Consider the following 15,957-nt stretch of genomic DNA (forward strand, 5'->3'; position numbering starts at 1 on the left):
GAAAAATCGGATTACAAAAGGGAGAGGAAAATGAAGAAAATAATCAATCATCCTGAAAATGCAGTGAAAGAAATGTTAGAAGGATTTGCCGCCGCTTATCCTGATTCTGTAGAATATTTAGCTGATCATGCTGTGATTAAGCGCAAACATTTGAGAAAAGGAAAGGTAGCCATTATTAGCGGTGGCGGCAGCGGGCATGAACCTGCCCATGCTGGCTATGTAGGAGAAGGCATGCTGGATGCGGCAGTGGCAGGGGAAGTGTTCACTTCTCCTGCTCCAGATCAAATTTTGGCAGCTATGAAAGCGGTTAATACGGGTGCAGGCGTTTTATTAATCATTAAAAACTACAGCGGTGATGTCATGAATTTTGATATGGCCGCCGAATTAGCTGAAATGGATGGCATTCCAGTAGAAACAGTGATTGTGAACGACGATGTCGCAGTGGAGGATAGCCTTTTTACGACTGGGCGAAGAGGGATAGCAGGAACCGTGTTTATACATAAAATTGCCGGTGCTCTCGCTGAAAAGGGGGCTTCTCTTTCGGAAATTAAACAGGTTTGTGAGAGAGCGATTGAAAGGGTTCGTTCGATGGGGATGGCCTTATCTCCTTGTGTCATCCCAACGAGCGGTAAACCAAGCTTTACTATCGGTGAGACTGAAATGGAGTTAGGGATGGGCATTCATGGAGAACCTGGCTTAGAAAGAGAACCGTTACAATCAGCGGCTAATATTGCAGAAGCTTTAGCAGAAGCAGTGTTACATGAAGAGATTTTTCAAACTGGGGATGAACTAGCTGTTATGATTAATGGACTTGGAGCGACACCGATGATGGAGCTTTACATAGTGAATCGAACGGTTCAGCAATTGCTGAAAGATAAAGGGTTTCAAGTCATAAAAATATTTATTGGCGAATATATGACATCGCTTGAAATGTCCGGTTGTTCCCTTACTTTGTTTCAAGTAGATGAGCAATTGAAGGAATTGTTACTAGCACCGAGCGATGCACCAGCATTTAAATGCTAAAAGGAAGGGGGAGTCTAGAATGAAATTAACAACAGACTTGGTTATTTTATGGATGAAACGAGCGAATGATAACATCCAAGAAAATCGAGAGTATTTAACTGATCTTGATCAAATTATTGGGGATGGTGATCACGGAATCAATATGGCACGTGGTTTTCCAGCCGTTATTGAGCACTTGGACGGTCAAATATATGAAACACCTGGAGCTGTATTAAAGGATGTAGCGATGATTCTTTTGTCTAAAATCGGAGGAGCAGCTGGTCCATTATACGCGTCCGCTCTATTAAAAATGGCTGCAACGATGGAAGGTGAAAAAACGATTAGCTTTTCCCTTTTTCAACAAGCAGTGAATGAAGCAGTGATGGCCTTACAGCATCGCGGGAAATCGACCGAAAATGAAAAGACTTTGATTGATGTATGGGCACCGTTTGCTCGGCATCTTTTGGCCCAGTCGGATTGGCACATGGAAGATTGGTCAGTTGTATTAAAAGAAGCGAAGGAGAAAACAAAGACAATGCAAGCCACGAAAGGAAGAGCCGCTTACTATAAAGAAAAATCGATCGGTCATATAGATGCGGGAGCGACTTCCTCTTACTATCTTTTGATGGCATTGACTGATGTGTTAAAGGAGCAATCAATATGAGCAAAGTAGGTATTGTGTTAATTTCACATAGCAAGCAAATTGTAGATGGTTTATATGAATTGATTAGACAAGTGGAGAAAGAGGTCGTAATTGCTTGTGCTGGCGGAACAGAGGATGGCAGAATCGGCACAAGCTTAGAGAAAATAAAACGGGCGATTCAAGAGGCGAATAGCGAAGCGGGTGTTTTAATGTTTTATGATCTCGGTTCAGCAAAAATGAACGGCGAGTTAGTGGTAGAATTTAGTGATGTTTCCGATGTGTACCTTGTAGATGCGCCGTTAATTGAAGGTAGCTATATCGCGGCAGTAGAAGCGGGCTTAGGAAAACAAGCAGTAGCCATTAAAGAAGAAATTGAGAGCTACTATTCAAGTTAAATGGAGTGACAAGATGGATTTGCGAAAAGTGGTGGAAGAGTGGGGCGATGCCCTATCATTAGAAGTAAAAGAATTGAAAAAGAAAGAGGGGAGAGGTCTCCCTTTAATGGAGGGGGAATGCATCGAAGCTTCTTCAGAAAAGGCGATTTATCATTTCAAAAGTCTTTTAGATATGCGGTTACCAGAAGGCGTCCCCGTTAGAATAGAAATGGCAAATGAACAGATTAAAGGTACAGTTATTTCTTGTTACGGGAAGGAAATAACGATTGAATTACAAACCTTCATCACCGACATTATTGAGGAAGCAGAGCTATTTAGTGAGCCATGGGAATTATTACAGAAGCTGTCTGATCGCCTACAAGAAGCAGGTGAGACGGTAAAGGGCGTTTCTCGTATGAAACAGCTCCTTCACCCATCGATGCCAGATCAGCATCCAAAAGAAAAGGTGAAAAATTCGGTTCATGAAGCGGCTTTGCGGGCACAATACAATCCAGTCACTTATATATGGGGCCCACCTGGCACAGGAAAAACCTTTACGTTAGCAAGAATCGCTGCTAGGCATTATGTAAATAAAAAGAAAGTACTAATTGTTTCACATAGTAATGCCGCTGTAGATGTGCTCTTAATTGAGTTAATGCATTTTTTAAAAAGTAGAAATAAATGGAGTTCAGGAGATGTCATTCGTTATAGCCATGCGAGTGCGGCACAGGCTACTGAATTAAATGAAATGCTTCCGGACAAGTTAGTGGAGCACCGTCATCCGGCTCTGTATGGACAATATGTTCAACAAAAAATGAACAATCGAATAAACAGTAGTGAAACTGATGAAAGAGATCAGAAAAAAGCGATAAAAGAGTGGCAAGAAAAGCGCGAGCAAACGATCGAGAGAGCTTCTGTTATTGGGGCGACGTTGTCTAAAGCAGCGATTGATCCATTTATTTATCAAAACGAATTCGATCTTGTCATTATCGATGAAGCGAGTATGGCGTTTACCCCGCAACTCGCTTTTGCGGCTACACTGGGGCAACATACGGTCGTTTGTGGAGATTTTAAACAACTGCCTCCGATTGCAGTGAGCCCGCATCCACTTGTACGCAAATGGTTAAAGCGAGATATTTTTTATCATTCTGGCATTGAAAAAAGTGCAGCTTCTAGCCATGGGCATCCACATTTATTCATGTTGAATGTTCAACGACGTATGCATCCCCATATTTCAGCTTTTACGAATAAAGAGTTTTATAATGGGAAAGTTAAAGATGCTCCTGATCTAGAAAGAGAAAGGCAATCTATCGCGTTAAAAGCACCTTTTCAAGGGGAAGCGATCGCTCTTGTTGATACAAGCGGCTCATGGCCAGCAGCTTTAAAAGAAGAGTATTCCACATCCAAATACAATCTCACCTCGTTATTCATTGCCCTTCAACTATTTGCAGAAGCTAAGGCTTCAGGAATTCAAACGATTGGATTTATCTCGCCTTATCGCGTACAAACCCAATTGATGAACGCTTGTTTAGCGGAGCTTTTTAGTGAGGAGTGGGCTAATCAATCATTCACCGCAGCCACTGTTCATAAATTTCAAGGATCTGAACGGGATATGATTATTTTTGATGCGGTAGATGCTCCTCCCCAATTGATTTCAGGGGGATTACTTAGAGGAGAAGAAAGTGAGAGATTAATGAATGTGGCGATGACACGAGCAAAAGGGAAGTTTATTTTGCTGGCGAATCAAGCCTTTTTCCAACAAACAATGGCTCCTCATGAAAAGCTGAGAAGGCTTATTCACTACCTTAAAGCGACAAAACAAACGTATAAGTCGGAGCAGTTATTTAATAAAAAAGATCAATTAAACAAAACGATTACCCATGTATTAAACAACGAAGAGTCACTTTGGTTAAAGGACATGATGAAGGCCAAAACGTCGATTGTTATTGGGATACCACCAAAGTCTAAACCGGATAAACGGTTCTGGAGCGTAATAAAGAAGCAGCAATCAAAGTGCTCAATAAAAATATTATGCAAACTAAAAAAAGTGCCTTTTTCTAATGTAGAGCTAGTAGCTGAAGCCGTTCCTTTTCCTTTTATAATGATTGATTCAAACATATTCTGGCTAGGAGCGCCTTTAAGTAAAGAGCACACTCTAAATGTTCGCTTACATTGTAAGCCATTTATTCATCACTTTTTAAAAGTTTTCAGCACGAAGAATAATCGCTCTGAGTTAAGAAATCTATTCCGATCAACAAAGGAACGACCCTTTATTTTAGCGAAAGAACAATCATTAAATGAGTATATCGATCTCTATACTCGTTGCCCAGTTTGCTCGAATAAACGGCATCTTCGAACGACGAAGAAGAAATATATAAGGGTAGAGTGTGGTCATTGTGAACAGGGAGAGTTTCTTTCTAAACCTATTTTGCAAGCTTATTTGCTAGAGGTTGGTGCAAAATGTACGACTTGTCGATCTTTGCTTCGTGCTGAGTGGACAGGGGAGAAAGTGGCTGCTATTTGTTCAGCGTGTGATCAAGAGATTCTTCCTTTTCAATTTATCCCGCATTAAGGGGCTGTAAGACCCCCACCTCAACATGGCAGAAGAAACACAGGCATGTAGGGGGATCAACAGCCCGTAAACGCCCGATTGGTTGTGGGGGATGAAGAGCCCCCCACTGATTGAAGTTTCACTTTATTGAGTAGTTGAAAGGCTGATAAGGAATATCACTATTTCCTTTATTTTGATATAAGAAAAACTTATCAATTCCAATTCAATTCTTGTTATTTACTTATGTAAATGATTGTATTATGATGAAATTGTGTGAAAAGTTTCGACCTTACATTAAACTTTTCTACCATTGTCTACATATTTAAGAAAAGAGGGGGAATCGGGATGACAAAAAATGATGTGTTTAATGCCCGTTCTAGTTTTGAACTTGATGGTAAGCGCTACAATTACTATCGTTTAGCTGCTTTAGAAGAAGCGGGTGTGGCGAAAGTTTCCCGCCTGCCATATTCTGTGAAAGTCCTTTTAGAATCTGTACTTCGCCAACATGATGGCTATGTAATTAAAAATGAGCATGTTGAAAATTTAGCGAACTGGGGTTCTGCTGATGTGAAAGATGCAGAAGTACCGTTTAAGCCTTCACGTGTTATTTTACAAGACTTTACGGGTGTTCCAGTGGTTGTTGACCTTGCTTCTTTGCGTAAAGCAATGGCAGATATGGGAGGCAATCCGGACGTGATTAACCCTGAAATCGGTGTGGATTTAGTTATTGACCACTCCGTTCAAGTTGATACTTATGGTACGTCTGAAGCATTAGATAAAAACATGGAGCTTGAGTTTGAGCGTAATGCGGAGCGTTATGAATTTTTAAGCTGGGCTCAAAAAGCATTCGATAACTATCGTGCCGTTCCACCGGCAACAGGAATCGTTCACCAAGTAAACCTTGAATATTTAGCGAACGTTGTTCATGCGGTAGAGACAGCGAATGGTGAATTTGAAACGTATCCAGATACGCTAGTAGGAACTGACTCCCATACAACGATGATCAACGGTATCGGTGTTCTTGGTTGGGGTGTTGGTGGAATTGAAGCGGAAGCAGGAATGCTTGGCCAGCCTTCATATTTCCCAATTCCTGAAGTAATTGGAGTGAAATTAACAGGCGATCTTCCGAATGGAGCAACTGCTACAGACTTAGCGCTTAAAGTGACTCAAGTCCTTCGTCAAAAAGGAGTAGTTGGTAAATTCGTTGAATTCTTCGGCCCTGGAGTTTCTCAACTTCCATTAGCTGACCGTGCGACAATTGCTAACATGGCACCAGAATACGGAGCGACTTGTGGTTTCTTCCCAGTTGACTCTGAATCATTAGACTATATGCGTCTAACAGGTCGCGAAGAAAGTCGCATTAAAGTAGTAGAGCAGTATTTGAAAGAAAACGGTATGTTCTTCACAGCTGATAACGAAGAACCTGTTTACACGGATGTTGTGGAATTGAACCTTGCTGAAATTGAGCCAAACTTATCTGGTCCTAAACGTCCACAAGACTTAATCCCATTATCTAGCATGCAAAAGTCATTCCAAGAAGCTGTAAGTGGTCCAGCTGGAAATCACGGTTTCGGATTATCTGCAGATGAATTGGATAAACAAGCAACAGTAAAATTTGCTGATGGTGAAGAAGTTGAAATGAAAACAGGTGCGGTAGCGATTGCGGCGATCACATCTTGTACAAATACATCGAATCCTTACGTATTGCTTGCTGCTGGCTTAGTAGCGAAAAAAGCAGTTGAATTAGGTCTTGAAGTGCCTAAATACGTAAAAACATCTTTAGCTCCTGGTTCTAAAGTTGTAACTGGTTATTTACGTGATGCTGGACTATTAGGATACATGGAAGAAATCGGCTTCAACCTAGTTGGTTACGGTTGTACAACATGTATCGGTAACTCAGGTCCGTTGAAAGATGAAATCGAAAAAGCCATTTCTGATTCTGATCTTTTAGTGACATCTGTTCTTTCAGGTAACCGTAACTTTGAAGGTCGTATTCACCCACTAGTAAAAGCGAACTACTTGGCTTCTCCGCCATTAGTTGTTGCTTATGCATTAGCTGGAACAGTGAATATTGACTTTGCTAAAGATCCGATTGGAAAAGATAAAGACGGCAATGATGTCTTCTTTAAAGATATCTGGCCTGAAACTGCAGAAGTGAAGGAAGTTGTTCAACGTGCAGTCACTCCTGAGGTATTCCGCAAAGAGTATGAGCGCGTATTCGACAGCAATCCTAGCTGGAATAAAATTCAAACAAGCAACGAAGCTTTATACAGCTGGAATGAAGATTCAACATACATTCAAAATCCTCCATTCTTTGAAGGATTGTCTGCTACACCTGAAAAAATTCAACCACTTGCAGGTTTACGTGTGATGGGTAAATTTGGTGATTCTGTCACAACGGACCATATCTCTCCTGCTGGTGCTATTGGTAAAGATACACCTGCTGGTAAATACTTGCGTTCAAAAGGTGTAGAACCTCGTGACTTTAACTCTTACGGTTCTCGTCGTGGAAACCACGAAGTCATGATGCGCGGTACATTCGCTAACATCCGTATTCGTAACCAAGTGGCACCAGGTACAGAAGGTGGATTCACTACGTACTGGCCTACTGATGAGATCATGCCAATTTATGATGCTTGCATGAAGTATCAAGAGGACGGTACAGGTCTTGCTGTTTTAGCTGGTAAAGATTACGGAATGGGTTCTTCTCGTGACTGGGCAGCAAAAGGTACGAACCTTCTGGGCGTGAAAACAGTTATCGCAGAAAGCTATGAGCGTATTCACCGTTCAAACTTAGTGATGATGGGCGTGCTTCCACTTCAATTTAAAGCAGGCGAAAACGCTGAAACTTTAGGCTTAACAGGTAAAGAAGTGATTGAAGTGAACTTAACAGATGATGTTAAACCACGTGATATCGTTACTGTTACAGCGACAGATGAAGAAGGCAACAAGAAAGAATTCCAAGCACTTGTTCGCTTTGATTCAGATGTAGAGGTAGATTACTACCGTCACGGAGGCATTTTACAAATGGTTCTTCGCGGTAAATTACAAGATATTAATGCATAATCGTGCATAGTGAAACAAGAGATCAGTATCTAGACTGGTCTCTTGTTTTTGCATAGATTAATCATTTGTTAAAGTTATTTGAAAATTCCGTATAAAATCTTGTTTTTTAGGTTAAAATGCTCATAATAAGACTTGGAAGGAGGTGCGCCGTTTATGAGAAAGACACGAAAAATGACGTTTGCTGACTTAGTGAAAGAAAACAAACGTGAATTGTTGAGCAATCCAGTAGCGATGAAAGCTATTGAAGACAGATTAGAAGAAAAACATGAACGAAAATTATTGTCGTCAGCCAAATAACAACATATAAAACCGAGTGATTTTGTTACATACATAAAAACAACCAGGCTGCTCCACAAATGTCTAGTGATTCTGAGGAATTGACTAGCTGATTATACAGGGGCAGTCTTTGTATTGGGATTGATTCGATCCATTCTTTTTACTTTTTCATCATTCTTGTGTATCTTCAACATTCTTTATTTTGTCTAAGTACTCAGATATACTGAGAAGGAAGGGTTGTTTATCCCGCATTAACGGGCTGTAAGACCCCCACCTCAACATGGCAGAAGAAGCGCGGCATGTAGGTGGGGGATCAACAGCCTGAATCCAGCTACGGGCGTTAGAGGCTCGAGGTCACAAGTCAAATCGCTGATGAGGCAAAGAACGCCTCTTCAGCGATTCGCCTTGTGCTTGTCGCCTCTGAACGAACGCCCTCCGCTTTTTAAAGTAAACGCCCGATCTGTTTAACTAACAATCAGTCGGGGATGGAGAAAACCCCTACTGATTGAAGTTTCACTTTATAGCTTCCAAAAAAAGAGAAAAGGGAGAAAATTAGATGTTGATATCCAAAAAAGAAATACAAGTACGCTATGCAGAAACGGATGCGATGCAAGTCGTGTATCATGGCCAATATGTCGTCTGGTTCGAACTTGGGCGTACACAGTTAATTGAAGATTTAGGGTTTAATTATGCAGAAATGGAAAAAGAGGGGTATGTGTCTCCGGTTCTTGATATTCAGCTTTCATATAAAAAACCTTTTAAATATGGGGATTACGCATGGGTGTATACATGGATCGAAGAATATTCAGGAGTTCGTACAACTTATGGATATGAAATTAGAAATGCTAAAGATGAAGTGTGTGTGACTGGAAAGAGTGTACATACTGTCGTCAAAAAAGATACATTTAGACCTATTTCGATGAAGAAAGTTTTTCCTGATTGGCATCAAGCTTATGAGGCTAATCATAAAAAGAATATGTGTGGAATGGAGAAATAATGGCATTTGGAATAAAAAGAAAGGACGTATTAGAGTGGAAACGAGCGATTGATCGGGGAGAGCTAGCGTTTTTAACCCACTATTGGCTAGATGATCGTTTTCCGCATTGTAAAACAGTCACCAAAGTGGGCTGTCGTAATTTGAATCAATTAGCTCAGTGGGGGGAGCAATATGGACTTCCAAAAGAGTGGATTGATGACCGGAAAGCGGATTATCCTCATTATGATCTATTGGGAGAACGTCAAAAAATAATATTAGAAAAAGAAGGACTGCAGCATCATATTACTAAATTTCAATTATAAAGCGAAAAGGAGAAACATATCCTTTTCGCTTCTTTTCATTCAGGCTTCACGTATTTGTATTCGGGTTCATCTAATTTTTCGTTGTAATGTACATGCAAGTCATGCCCGTCAAAAAACCAAAGATCTTTTTGTTCGATGAAAAAGATAACATCGTCATATTCCTGCATTGCTCCAACTTCTATTGGCTCTTCTTTTGTCAGACCCAACGAAAAACTATCGTGAAGCGGACTTGACCCTCCATACCGAGCGAAGAATCGAACGAATTCTCCTGATTTCACTTCCACTTCCTGTTTAAACCAAGATAGGGCTTGTGGATGGATAAAGATGTTCATAGTAATTTCACCTCAAGTTTTAGTTTACCATTTTGAGAAGACAATTGATAATTTGTATACCCTGCTTTCAATCGTTATTTTATAGTTATAAAGTCACGTTTTGAAAATTATAAATAATACGATGGACACATAAAACGTTATGAATAATAATAAGATAAGGAGGTGTGTCATGGTAAAAACGATCAAGAAAAGTGCAAAGACAGTAGATGAAGCCATCCAATTAGCGTTAGATGAATTAGAGGTATCGAGAGAGCAAATAACAGTTGAAGTGTTGCAACACCCTACTTCTAAATTATGGGGATTAAAGCAAAAACAAGCCATAGTCAATGTAAAGGTACGAGAAGAAACACAGGTACAGGAAGACAAACCATTACAAAGATCTTTAGCTGGCATTGAAAATGAACAATTTATTATTCATTCTTCAGGGCCTGAAGGTATCATGCTCGTTCCTCACCCGAAACTGCAAGTATATATAAATGATCAAATGATTGAGAGTGAAACGACGGTTTCGTTAACAGATCAAGTAATGATTAAGCCTATTGTTGAAAAAAAGGATCCTTTTTACAAGTTTACAATCGATGACGACAAAATGAAAGCGAGTATACATATAGAGCCCGGAGAACAAATCATCTATAAGGTCTGTGATCATCAACCAAGTCCGAGGCTTCGCTTATCAGTTCGGGAGGAGATCAGCTACTTTAATGGGTTAACTAAAGAGGGGATCGTTCATGAATTAGATCGTCAAGGAATTACGTTCGGTATGAATGAAGAAAACATATTGTATGCGACGGATGTACTAGCCGAAGAGGAGATGATACTAGCAACAGGAACGAGACCGACAGAGGGAAACGACGGTCAAGTGGATTTTTATGTTGATTATAAAATTGGTATGACCCCTCCCGAAATTGATCAGTTTGGGAAAGTCGACTTTCGTGAGACGCGAATGATTCCACAAGTTAGGGTTGATCAGCATATAGCTACGATCCTTTCACCCGAGCCAGGGACACCCGGGATGGATGTGAAAGGAAATGAGGTACAGCCTAAACCTGTGAAAGAAGTATCTGTCCGTCTTGGTAATGGAATATATCAGAAAGGTCAAGATATTTACACTTCCATGTCTGGACGATTACATGTAGAAGTGAGAGGAACGACTGTTAAAATGGAAGTGCTAAGTCGTCTGATACATGAAGGAGATGTCGATATTTCCACTGGAAATGTGCGTTTTCAAGGAGATGTTGAAATTAGTGGGAAAATTCAAGAGAAAATGAAGGTGGAAGCAGAAGGAGATATTGAGGTGCGAGGGCAAGTGTCCGGTGCTTCTCTTTTCGCTAATAAATCAACGATTATTGAAAAGAATGTGTTTGCGGCGGTTGTAAACTCAGGAAACACGCACCTTATGGCGGATAACTTGTTACAACAGCTTGAAGAAGTTGTTAAGCAGTTAATAAATTTTGATAACGCGTTACAAACAGTTTTGCTAAGACTTAAGCAAGTCTCTAAAGAGGTGAGCGAAGTAGCCATCTATCAAGCCACTCAATTATTAATCGATAATAATTTTAAACAGCTACCTATAATCATTAAAGAGTTTGTTCGGGAGGCTTCGCAGCATCAAGCCGCACTTCCGAAAGAGTGGATTCAGTTTGCCAATCAATTGTACCTTACTTTTATGACGAAAAATAGTAAGAACATGTCCCCTCATAGAATGAAACAATTGATGAACGAAGCGGAACATTTACTTCACTATTACTCTACACCGGCAGATAATGATGTGTTTATTTCCATTCCTTATGCGATCAACAGCCAAGTATCTTGCAGTGGAAATATTATCATTTGGGGGCAAGGTGTATATAATTCCACATTAAAGTCTGGTGGAGAGATAAATATTACTGGTTATATTAAAGGGGGAAGCGTTGAAGCTGAAAATATCGTTCGGGCAAAGGAAGCAGGCTCTGAGTCAGGTGCGCCTACGGTTATCAAGGTTTCTGAAAAAGGTCGGATTATTTTAGACATTGCTCATATTGATACAGTTATCCAAATAGGGAAGAAAAAGCATACATTTTTAAAGAAGACTAGTCTAGTCGATGCTCGTTTAGATGAAGAAGGCGAGCTGAAGGTAGGCCCGAACTATTAAAAAAGACTGTACCAAAAGCATCTGTTGCCTACTTTTGGTACAGTCTATTCATGTTATCCCGCATTAACGGCCTGTAAGATCCCCACCTCAACATGGCAGAAGGGGGATCAACAGCCCGTAAACGCCCGATCGGTTTAACTAACAATCAGTGGGGGATGAAGAAAACCCCCGCTGATTGAAGTTTCACTTTATTGCTACATCCATTTAATTTTAGGTTCAGTTTTATTAATGATTCGTTTAATATTAGCGCGATGTCTGAAAATAACAAAAAATGCAAGTGTTGCAACCACGACGATAAGTAATAGGTTCCCTAGAACAATGGAATAAATGATGGCTGTAACCGCTACAATAATTGATGATAACGAGACATACTTTGAAAAATATAAAGTAATAAAAAAAGAAACCAGTAACACTAAAAACATCACAGGCTGAAGGGCAAGCAGAACTCCCCCCGACGTAGCAACAGCTTTTCCACCTCTAAATCCCGCAAAAATAGGGAACATATGCCCAATGACGGCAATAGTACCTGCAATAAGAGGGTCTAATGTAGAATCTAGCCATAAGGGCAACAATGTAGCAACAGTTCCTTTTAAAATATCTGCGAAAGTGACAATCAGCCCAGCTTTTACACCCAATGTACGAAAGGAATTTGTCGCACCTAGGTTTCCACTTCCATGTTCCCGGATATCGATTCCAAAAAAACGTTTGCCGATAATTAATCCTGATGGGATGGAACCAAGCAGGTAAGATAGTATAATAATCATTCCGGTAAGCATAGATCTACCCCTTTTAAATACTTATCATGATAAAAAGTAACACATATGCTTTTTATTTTACCATGCATAGAAGCAGAATAGGAGAATTTTTCATTGCTTGATTGAAAAATATGGCGTACTCTTAATAATTAAATAGGCGGTTACTGTTAATTTTTTGAGAAATAGGTGGAATGATGAAATTATTAGTTAGTGGATTACAATGGGCATCTTTTATGTTGGCTAGCTCCCTTGTCGCACCAATCGCCATTGCCGGGTTATTCGGCTTTTCTGAAGTAGACACGGCAATGTTTGTACAAAGAACGATGTTTGTATTAGGAGTTTCGGGATTAATTCAAGCGTTATTTGGGCATCGCTTGCCGATTAGTGAAGGGCCTGCTGGACTTTGGTGGGGTGTGTTTGCCATTTATGCCGGCTTTGCAGGAACGATTTACGCTTCTGATACAGAGGCGTTGCGAAGCTTAGAGGGCGGCATGATCGTCTCAGGTATTTTCTTTATTGTGCTGGCAGCATTCGGTCTTTTAAATCGACTGGCGACTTTATTTACACCAACGGTCACTTTTGTGTATTTGCTTCTGCTCATTTTGCAATTAAGTGGTTCTTTTATGAAGGGTATGCTTGGCTTGCCGAATGAAGCAGGTACTGTTCAGCCGATGATGATGCTAGGAAGTTTTATCACGCTTTTGCTTGCTTATTATTTTTCCGCCCATCGACTCAATTGGATACGCCAGTACTCCGTCATTATTTCTTTCGCTTGTGGTTGGCTGATTTTCATTATACTTGGGCAAGCTCCTGCGATCACAGATCATGGACAAGGGTGGATTCAACTCCCGCATCTTTTTGTTTTTGGTCCACCTTTATTTGATTCAGGAACGATTGTGACCGCGATGTTTATTACCTTATTATTGACGGCAAATATGCTTGCTTCAATTAGGGTAATGGAAGAAGTAATAAAGCAAGTAACGGGCTCCAAACCAAAAGGAAGCTATCGTAGGGCAGGCTTGGCAGCTGGAGTTAATCAAATCCTTGGAGGAGGTTTTTCGGCCATAGGATCGGTTCCGATTTCAGGAGCGGCGGGCTTTGTTGCTCAAACGAGAAATGCGTCGATTCAGTCATTTTTAGTTGGTTCGTTATTGATAGCTGTATTAAGTATTTGTCCACCAGCTATGAATATCCTTGCTGCTTTACCAGCACCGGTTGGTTATGCGGTTACCTTCGTTATTTTTTCGAAAATGGCTGGATTTGCCTTTGCTGAACTAGATAAGGAAAAAAATAAAGAGCAGTCGCGAATGATCAGTGGCATTGCCTTATTGACCGGTGTAGGGGCCATGTTCGTTCCCGCTGCTGCATTTACTGAGTTTCCTGTAGCGGTGACGTCCATTTTAAATAACGGTCTAATTTTCGGGACGCTCACTGCTATAGCTATTGAACAATGGTTAATCTTTTTTCATAGAAAAAAATCTAAAGCAGGAAACTACTAAAGAAAGAACGAAGTATGTCCTTATGAAGGAGGAGATCAAATGATTGAAAATCCATCAAGAGAAGAAACAGGAAAGTTATTGAAGCAAGCAAAAACAATTGCCGTAGTGGGGTTGAGCGACAACCCTGAAAGAACAAGCTACATGGTATCTGAAGCGATGCAAAAGGCAGGCTATAAAATCATTCCTGTCAATCCAAGTGTAGATACCGTACTCGGTGAAAAAGCGGTCAGCTCACTGAAGGATATTACTGAAAAAGTTGATATCGTCAATGTGTTCCGCCGCTCAGAATTTCTCTTTGACATCGCGAAAGAATTTGTTGAAATCGACTGCGATATCTTCTGGGCCCAATTAGGGGTTGAAGATGAAGCGACGTATAACTTTCTGAAGGGAAAAGGGAAAACGGTGATTATGAACCGTTGTATAAAGGTGGAGCACAGTCTAAGCCCACAAAATTAATGTTGTGGGCGTCGTTGCCTCCACGCGGCTTTCTAGCTGGAGCGGCTTTAATCGGAACATCGATCACGATGCCGTTTATATGCAAGTGAAGAACGATCTGATCAGGATACAGGGTCGCCTTTGGAAAAAGGCGGCCCATGATCTTCACCTTGTCAATCGGAGTCAATTCATCATCATAAAATCGGATCGTTGATAAATACTCATATACATATTCCGTATTTAATTCTTCTTTTTCCAGAAGCTCATACTTTTTCATAAGACCAGTTAACGTTTCGGTCAGATGAACAATTTCCCCATCAATACCTTTCCTCTTTTTAGAAAGTTCGTCTTTCGTTATATCACCATCCAAATATAAATCAAGCAGTCTCTCTAATTTCGTTTCCAGCTTTGTTAACGCCTTCTTATTACGGTCTATTTGCTTTTTTAAAAGCTTCATTTCCTTTTCGTTACTTTCTATGTTCAAATACCTATTCGCCATCTTATCACCGGACAGGATGCTTTTAAGGGCTGTTTCGATTCCTTTTTCAATCCGATCCGTATTAAAATACTTTCGATATTCACTACACACCGGAGGACGTTCGCGCTTTTGATGTTCAATATAAAATCTAGGTTTATTTTTAGTACCTTTTTGAAGCACAGAAAGAGTGTTTCCGCAGATCGCGCAGCGGATGTGAGTCCGGCGAAGTATATGGACTTTTGTAAGTTGATTTTCTCTAACTCGATACTTTTCTTGACGTTGCTTTCTTTCCTCTTGGATCAATTGATAAGTGTAGAGCTTCATGGACATCTTCGACTGTTATCGTTTCACCAGTAGCAAATGTCTTTTCAATGACTCCGTGATAAAATTTTGAGGACAAACGCTTTCTTACTAAGTCCTCAGTCCAAGCTTTACCTGAAGGAGTTTTTGACACTTCGGTTAGTTTACGAGCGATTGGGCGACAGCCAAGCTGTTTATTTAAGTATAAATCATCGGTCATCGGTATGATCCACGACCATTCTGGCAGTACTTCATATTTTCCGGTCACACTGTTATGACGATATTCGAATGGAGCGCTGCCCCAGCCTAATCCTTCTCTCAATTTTTGTTTCTTTCCCCACATCATGCGCCGGACAATGCTGCGCTTTTCACGCTTAGCAATCAGGTTCTTGATATCTGAAATAAACTCATCATCTTCATTTTTCAAATCTGTGATAGAACCAGGCTCTGCAATTTTCACATTATTATCACGCAGCACACCTTTTAGAAACTCCCATTCAAGTGTATCAAGCCTTGAGAGACGGTCTTGATCAATGACTAATACAATATCAGTCAAACCTTCTTCCACAGCGTCCATGAGGGCATTTAAGCCGACTTTATCGAGCTTTCCACCTGAGTCAACATCTTTTAACTCATTCACAATTTCCCAGCCTTGGCTCTCTGCATACTGACGAAGCTCCTCACGTTGAGCAGCAAGAGAGTAACGATCTTCTTGCATTTTAGTAGAGACGCGAATATAAATGATCACTCTAATTGTCAAAATAAAGCTCTCCTTTCTGCAAATATGTGTATTCATCTAGCGTATGTATCCAATTG

15 protein-coding genes are annotated in these 15,957 nt (G+C 40.5%); 11 read left to right on the forward strand and 4 right to left on the reverse strand.

The window, feature by feature from the left end; translation table 11 throughout:
• Positions 1-30: 30 nt before the first annotated feature.
• From dhaK to WDJ61_RS07625, 8 genes are all read left to right on the forward strand, one after another.
• Complete coding sequence (gene dhaK, locus WDJ61_RS07590; RefSeq protein ID WP_338754210.1) at positions 31-1,023, forward strand: dihydroxyacetone kinase subunit DhaK; 993 nt, start codon at positions 31-33, stop codon at positions 1,021-1,023.
• Positions 1,024-1,042: 19 nt separating this feature from the next.
• On the forward strand, positions 1,043-1,666 hold the full coding sequence (gene dhaL, locus WDJ61_RS07595) for a dihydroxyacetone kinase subunit DhaL (protein WP_338754211.1): 624 nt from the start codon (positions 1,043-1,045) through the stop codon (positions 1,664-1,666).
• Positions 1,663-2,040: a dihydroxyacetone kinase phosphoryl donor subunit DhaM gene (gene dhaM / locus WDJ61_RS07600; protein ID WP_338754212.1), complete on the forward strand. Its 378-nt coding sequence runs from the start codon at positions 1,663-1,665 to the stop codon at positions 2,038-2,040. The genes dhaL and dhaM overlap by 4 nt, the downstream gene beginning before the upstream one ends.
• A gap of 13 nt (positions 2,041-2,053) precedes the next feature.
• Positions 2,054-4,591: an AAA domain-containing protein gene (locus WDJ61_RS07605; RefSeq protein ID WP_338754213.1), complete on the forward strand. Its 2,538-nt coding sequence runs from the start codon at positions 2,054-2,056 to the stop codon at positions 4,589-4,591.
• Positions 4,592-4,915: 324 nt separating this feature from the next.
• Positions 4,916-7,636, forward strand: a complete 2,721-nt coding sequence (gene acnA / locus WDJ61_RS07610; RefSeq protein WP_338754215.1) for an aconitate hydratase AcnA — start codon at positions 4,916-4,918, stop codon at positions 7,634-7,636.
• 153 nt (positions 7,637-7,789) lie between these two features.
• Positions 7,790-7,933, forward strand: a complete 144-nt coding sequence (locus WDJ61_RS07615; protein WP_338754217.1) for an FbpB family small basic protein — start codon at positions 7,790-7,792, stop codon at positions 7,931-7,933.
• Positions 7,934-8,468: 535 nt separating this feature from the next.
• A complete protein-coding gene (locus WDJ61_RS07620; RefSeq protein ID WP_338754219.1) occupies positions 8,469-8,909 on the forward strand; it encodes a thioesterase family protein in 441 nt (146 codons plus the stop codon).
• Complete coding sequence (locus WDJ61_RS07625; RefSeq protein WP_338754220.1) at positions 8,909-9,211, forward strand: hypothetical protein; 303 nt, start codon at positions 8,909-8,911, stop codon at positions 9,209-9,211. Before WDJ61_RS07620 ends, WDJ61_RS07625 begins: the two co-directional genes overlap by 1 nt.
• A 35-nt stretch (positions 9,212-9,246) precedes the next feature.
• Here WDJ61_RS07625 and WDJ61_RS07630 read toward each other — a convergent pair whose 3' ends face one another.
• On the reverse strand, positions 9,247-9,543 hold the full coding sequence (locus WDJ61_RS07630; protein WP_338754221.1) for a HesB/YadR/YfhF family protein: 297 nt from the start codon (positions 9,541-9,543) through the stop codon (positions 9,247-9,249).
• Between the two features lie 169 nt (positions 9,544-9,712).
• Here WDJ61_RS07630 and WDJ61_RS07635 point away from each other — a divergent pair, with 169 nt between their 5' ends.
• Entirely contained in the window at positions 9,713-11,674 is a 1,962-nt protein-coding gene (locus tag WDJ61_RS07635; RefSeq protein WP_338754223.1) for a FapA family protein, read from the forward strand.
• A 194-nt stretch (positions 11,675-11,868) separates the two neighbouring features.
• On the opposite strand, the gene plsY is transcribed toward WDJ61_RS07635, so the two are convergent.
• Entirely contained in the window at positions 11,869-12,450 is a 582-nt protein-coding gene (gene plsY, locus WDJ61_RS07640) for a glycerol-3-phosphate 1-O-acyltransferase PlsY (RefSeq protein WP_338754224.1), read from the reverse strand.
• Between the two features lie 170 nt (positions 12,451-12,620).
• Between plsY and WDJ61_RS07645 the strand changes: the two genes are divergently transcribed.
• Positions 12,621-13,928: a purine/pyrimidine permease gene (locus tag WDJ61_RS07645; RefSeq protein WP_338754225.1), complete on the forward strand. Its 1,308-nt coding sequence runs from the start codon at positions 12,621-12,623 to the stop codon at positions 13,926-13,928.
• A gap of 39 nt (positions 13,929-13,967) precedes the next feature.
• Positions 13,968-14,384 carry a CoA-binding protein gene (locus tag WDJ61_RS07650; protein WP_338754226.1) on the forward strand — a complete coding sequence of 139 codons (417 nt, stop codon included), beginning with the start codon at positions 13,968-13,970 and terminating at the stop codon, positions 14,382-14,384.
• On the opposite strand, the gene WDJ61_RS07655 is transcribed toward WDJ61_RS07650, so the two are convergent.
• On the reverse strand, positions 14,335-15,171 hold the full coding sequence (locus WDJ61_RS07655) for a hypothetical protein (RefSeq protein WP_338754227.1): 837 nt from the start codon (positions 15,169-15,171) through the stop codon (positions 14,335-14,337). The two genes, WDJ61_RS07650 and WDJ61_RS07655, sit on opposite strands and share 50 nt — an antisense overlap.
• Complete coding sequence (locus tag WDJ61_RS07660) at positions 15,098-15,901, reverse strand: recombinase family protein (RefSeq protein ID WP_338754228.1); 804 nt, start codon at positions 15,899-15,901, stop codon at positions 15,098-15,100. The genes WDJ61_RS07655 and WDJ61_RS07660 overlap by 74 nt, the downstream gene beginning before the upstream one ends.
• Between the last annotated feature and the right edge of the window lie 56 nt (positions 15,902-15,957).

The sequence above is a fragment of the Bacillus sp. FJAT-52991 genome (assembly GCF_037201805.1).
Lineage (GTDB): Bacteria > Bacillota > Bacilli > Bacillales > Domibacillaceae > Bacillus_CE > Bacillus_CE kandeliae.

Coding starts and splice junctions, on each gene's coding strand:
- dhaK (WP_338754210.1), top strand. CDS start 31: ATGAAGAAAATAATCAATCATCCTGAAAATGCAGTGAAAGAAATGTTA.
- dhaL (WP_338754211.1), top strand. CDS start 1,043: ATGAAATTAACAACAGACTTGGTTATTTTATGGATGAAACGAGCGAAT.
- dhaM (WP_338754212.1), top strand. CDS start 1,663: ATGAGCAAAGTAGGTATTGTGTTAATTTCACATAGCAAGCAAATTGTA.
- WDJ61_RS07605 (WP_338754213.1), top strand. CDS start 2,054: ATGGATTTGCGAAAAGTGGTGGAAGAGTGGGGCGATGCCCTATCATTA.
- acnA (WP_338754215.1), top strand. CDS start 4,916: ATGACAAAAAATGATGTGTTTAATGCCCGTTCTAGTTTTGAACTTGAT.
- WDJ61_RS07615 (WP_338754217.1), top strand. CDS start 7,790: ATGAGAAAGACACGAAAAATGACGTTTGCTGACTTAGTGAAAGAAAAC.
- WDJ61_RS07620 (WP_338754219.1), top strand. CDS start 8,469: ATGTTGATATCCAAAAAAGAAATACAAGTACGCTATGCAGAAACGGAT.
- WDJ61_RS07625 (WP_338754220.1), top strand. CDS start 8,909: ATGGCATTTGGAATAAAAAGAAAGGACGTATTAGAGTGGAAACGAGCG.
- WDJ61_RS07630 (WP_338754221.1), bottom strand. CDS start 9,543: ATGAACATCTTTATCCATCCACAAGCCCTATCTTGGTTTAAACAGGAA.
- WDJ61_RS07635 (WP_338754223.1), top strand. CDS start 9,713: ATGGTAAAAACGATCAAGAAAAGTGCAAAGACAGTAGATGAAGCCATC.
- plsY (WP_338754224.1), bottom strand. CDS start 12,450: ATGCTTACCGGAATGATTATTATACTATCTTACCTGCTTGGTTCCATC.
- WDJ61_RS07645 (WP_338754225.1), top strand. CDS start 12,621: ATGATGAAATTATTAGTTAGTGGATTACAATGGGCATCTTTTATGTTG.
- WDJ61_RS07650 (WP_338754226.1), top strand. CDS start 13,968: ATGATTGAAAATCCATCAAGAGAAGAAACAGGAAAGTTATTGAAGCAA.
- WDJ61_RS07655 (WP_338754227.1), bottom strand. CDS start 15,171: ATGTCCATGAAGCTCTACACTTATCAATTGATCCAAGAGGAAAGAAAG.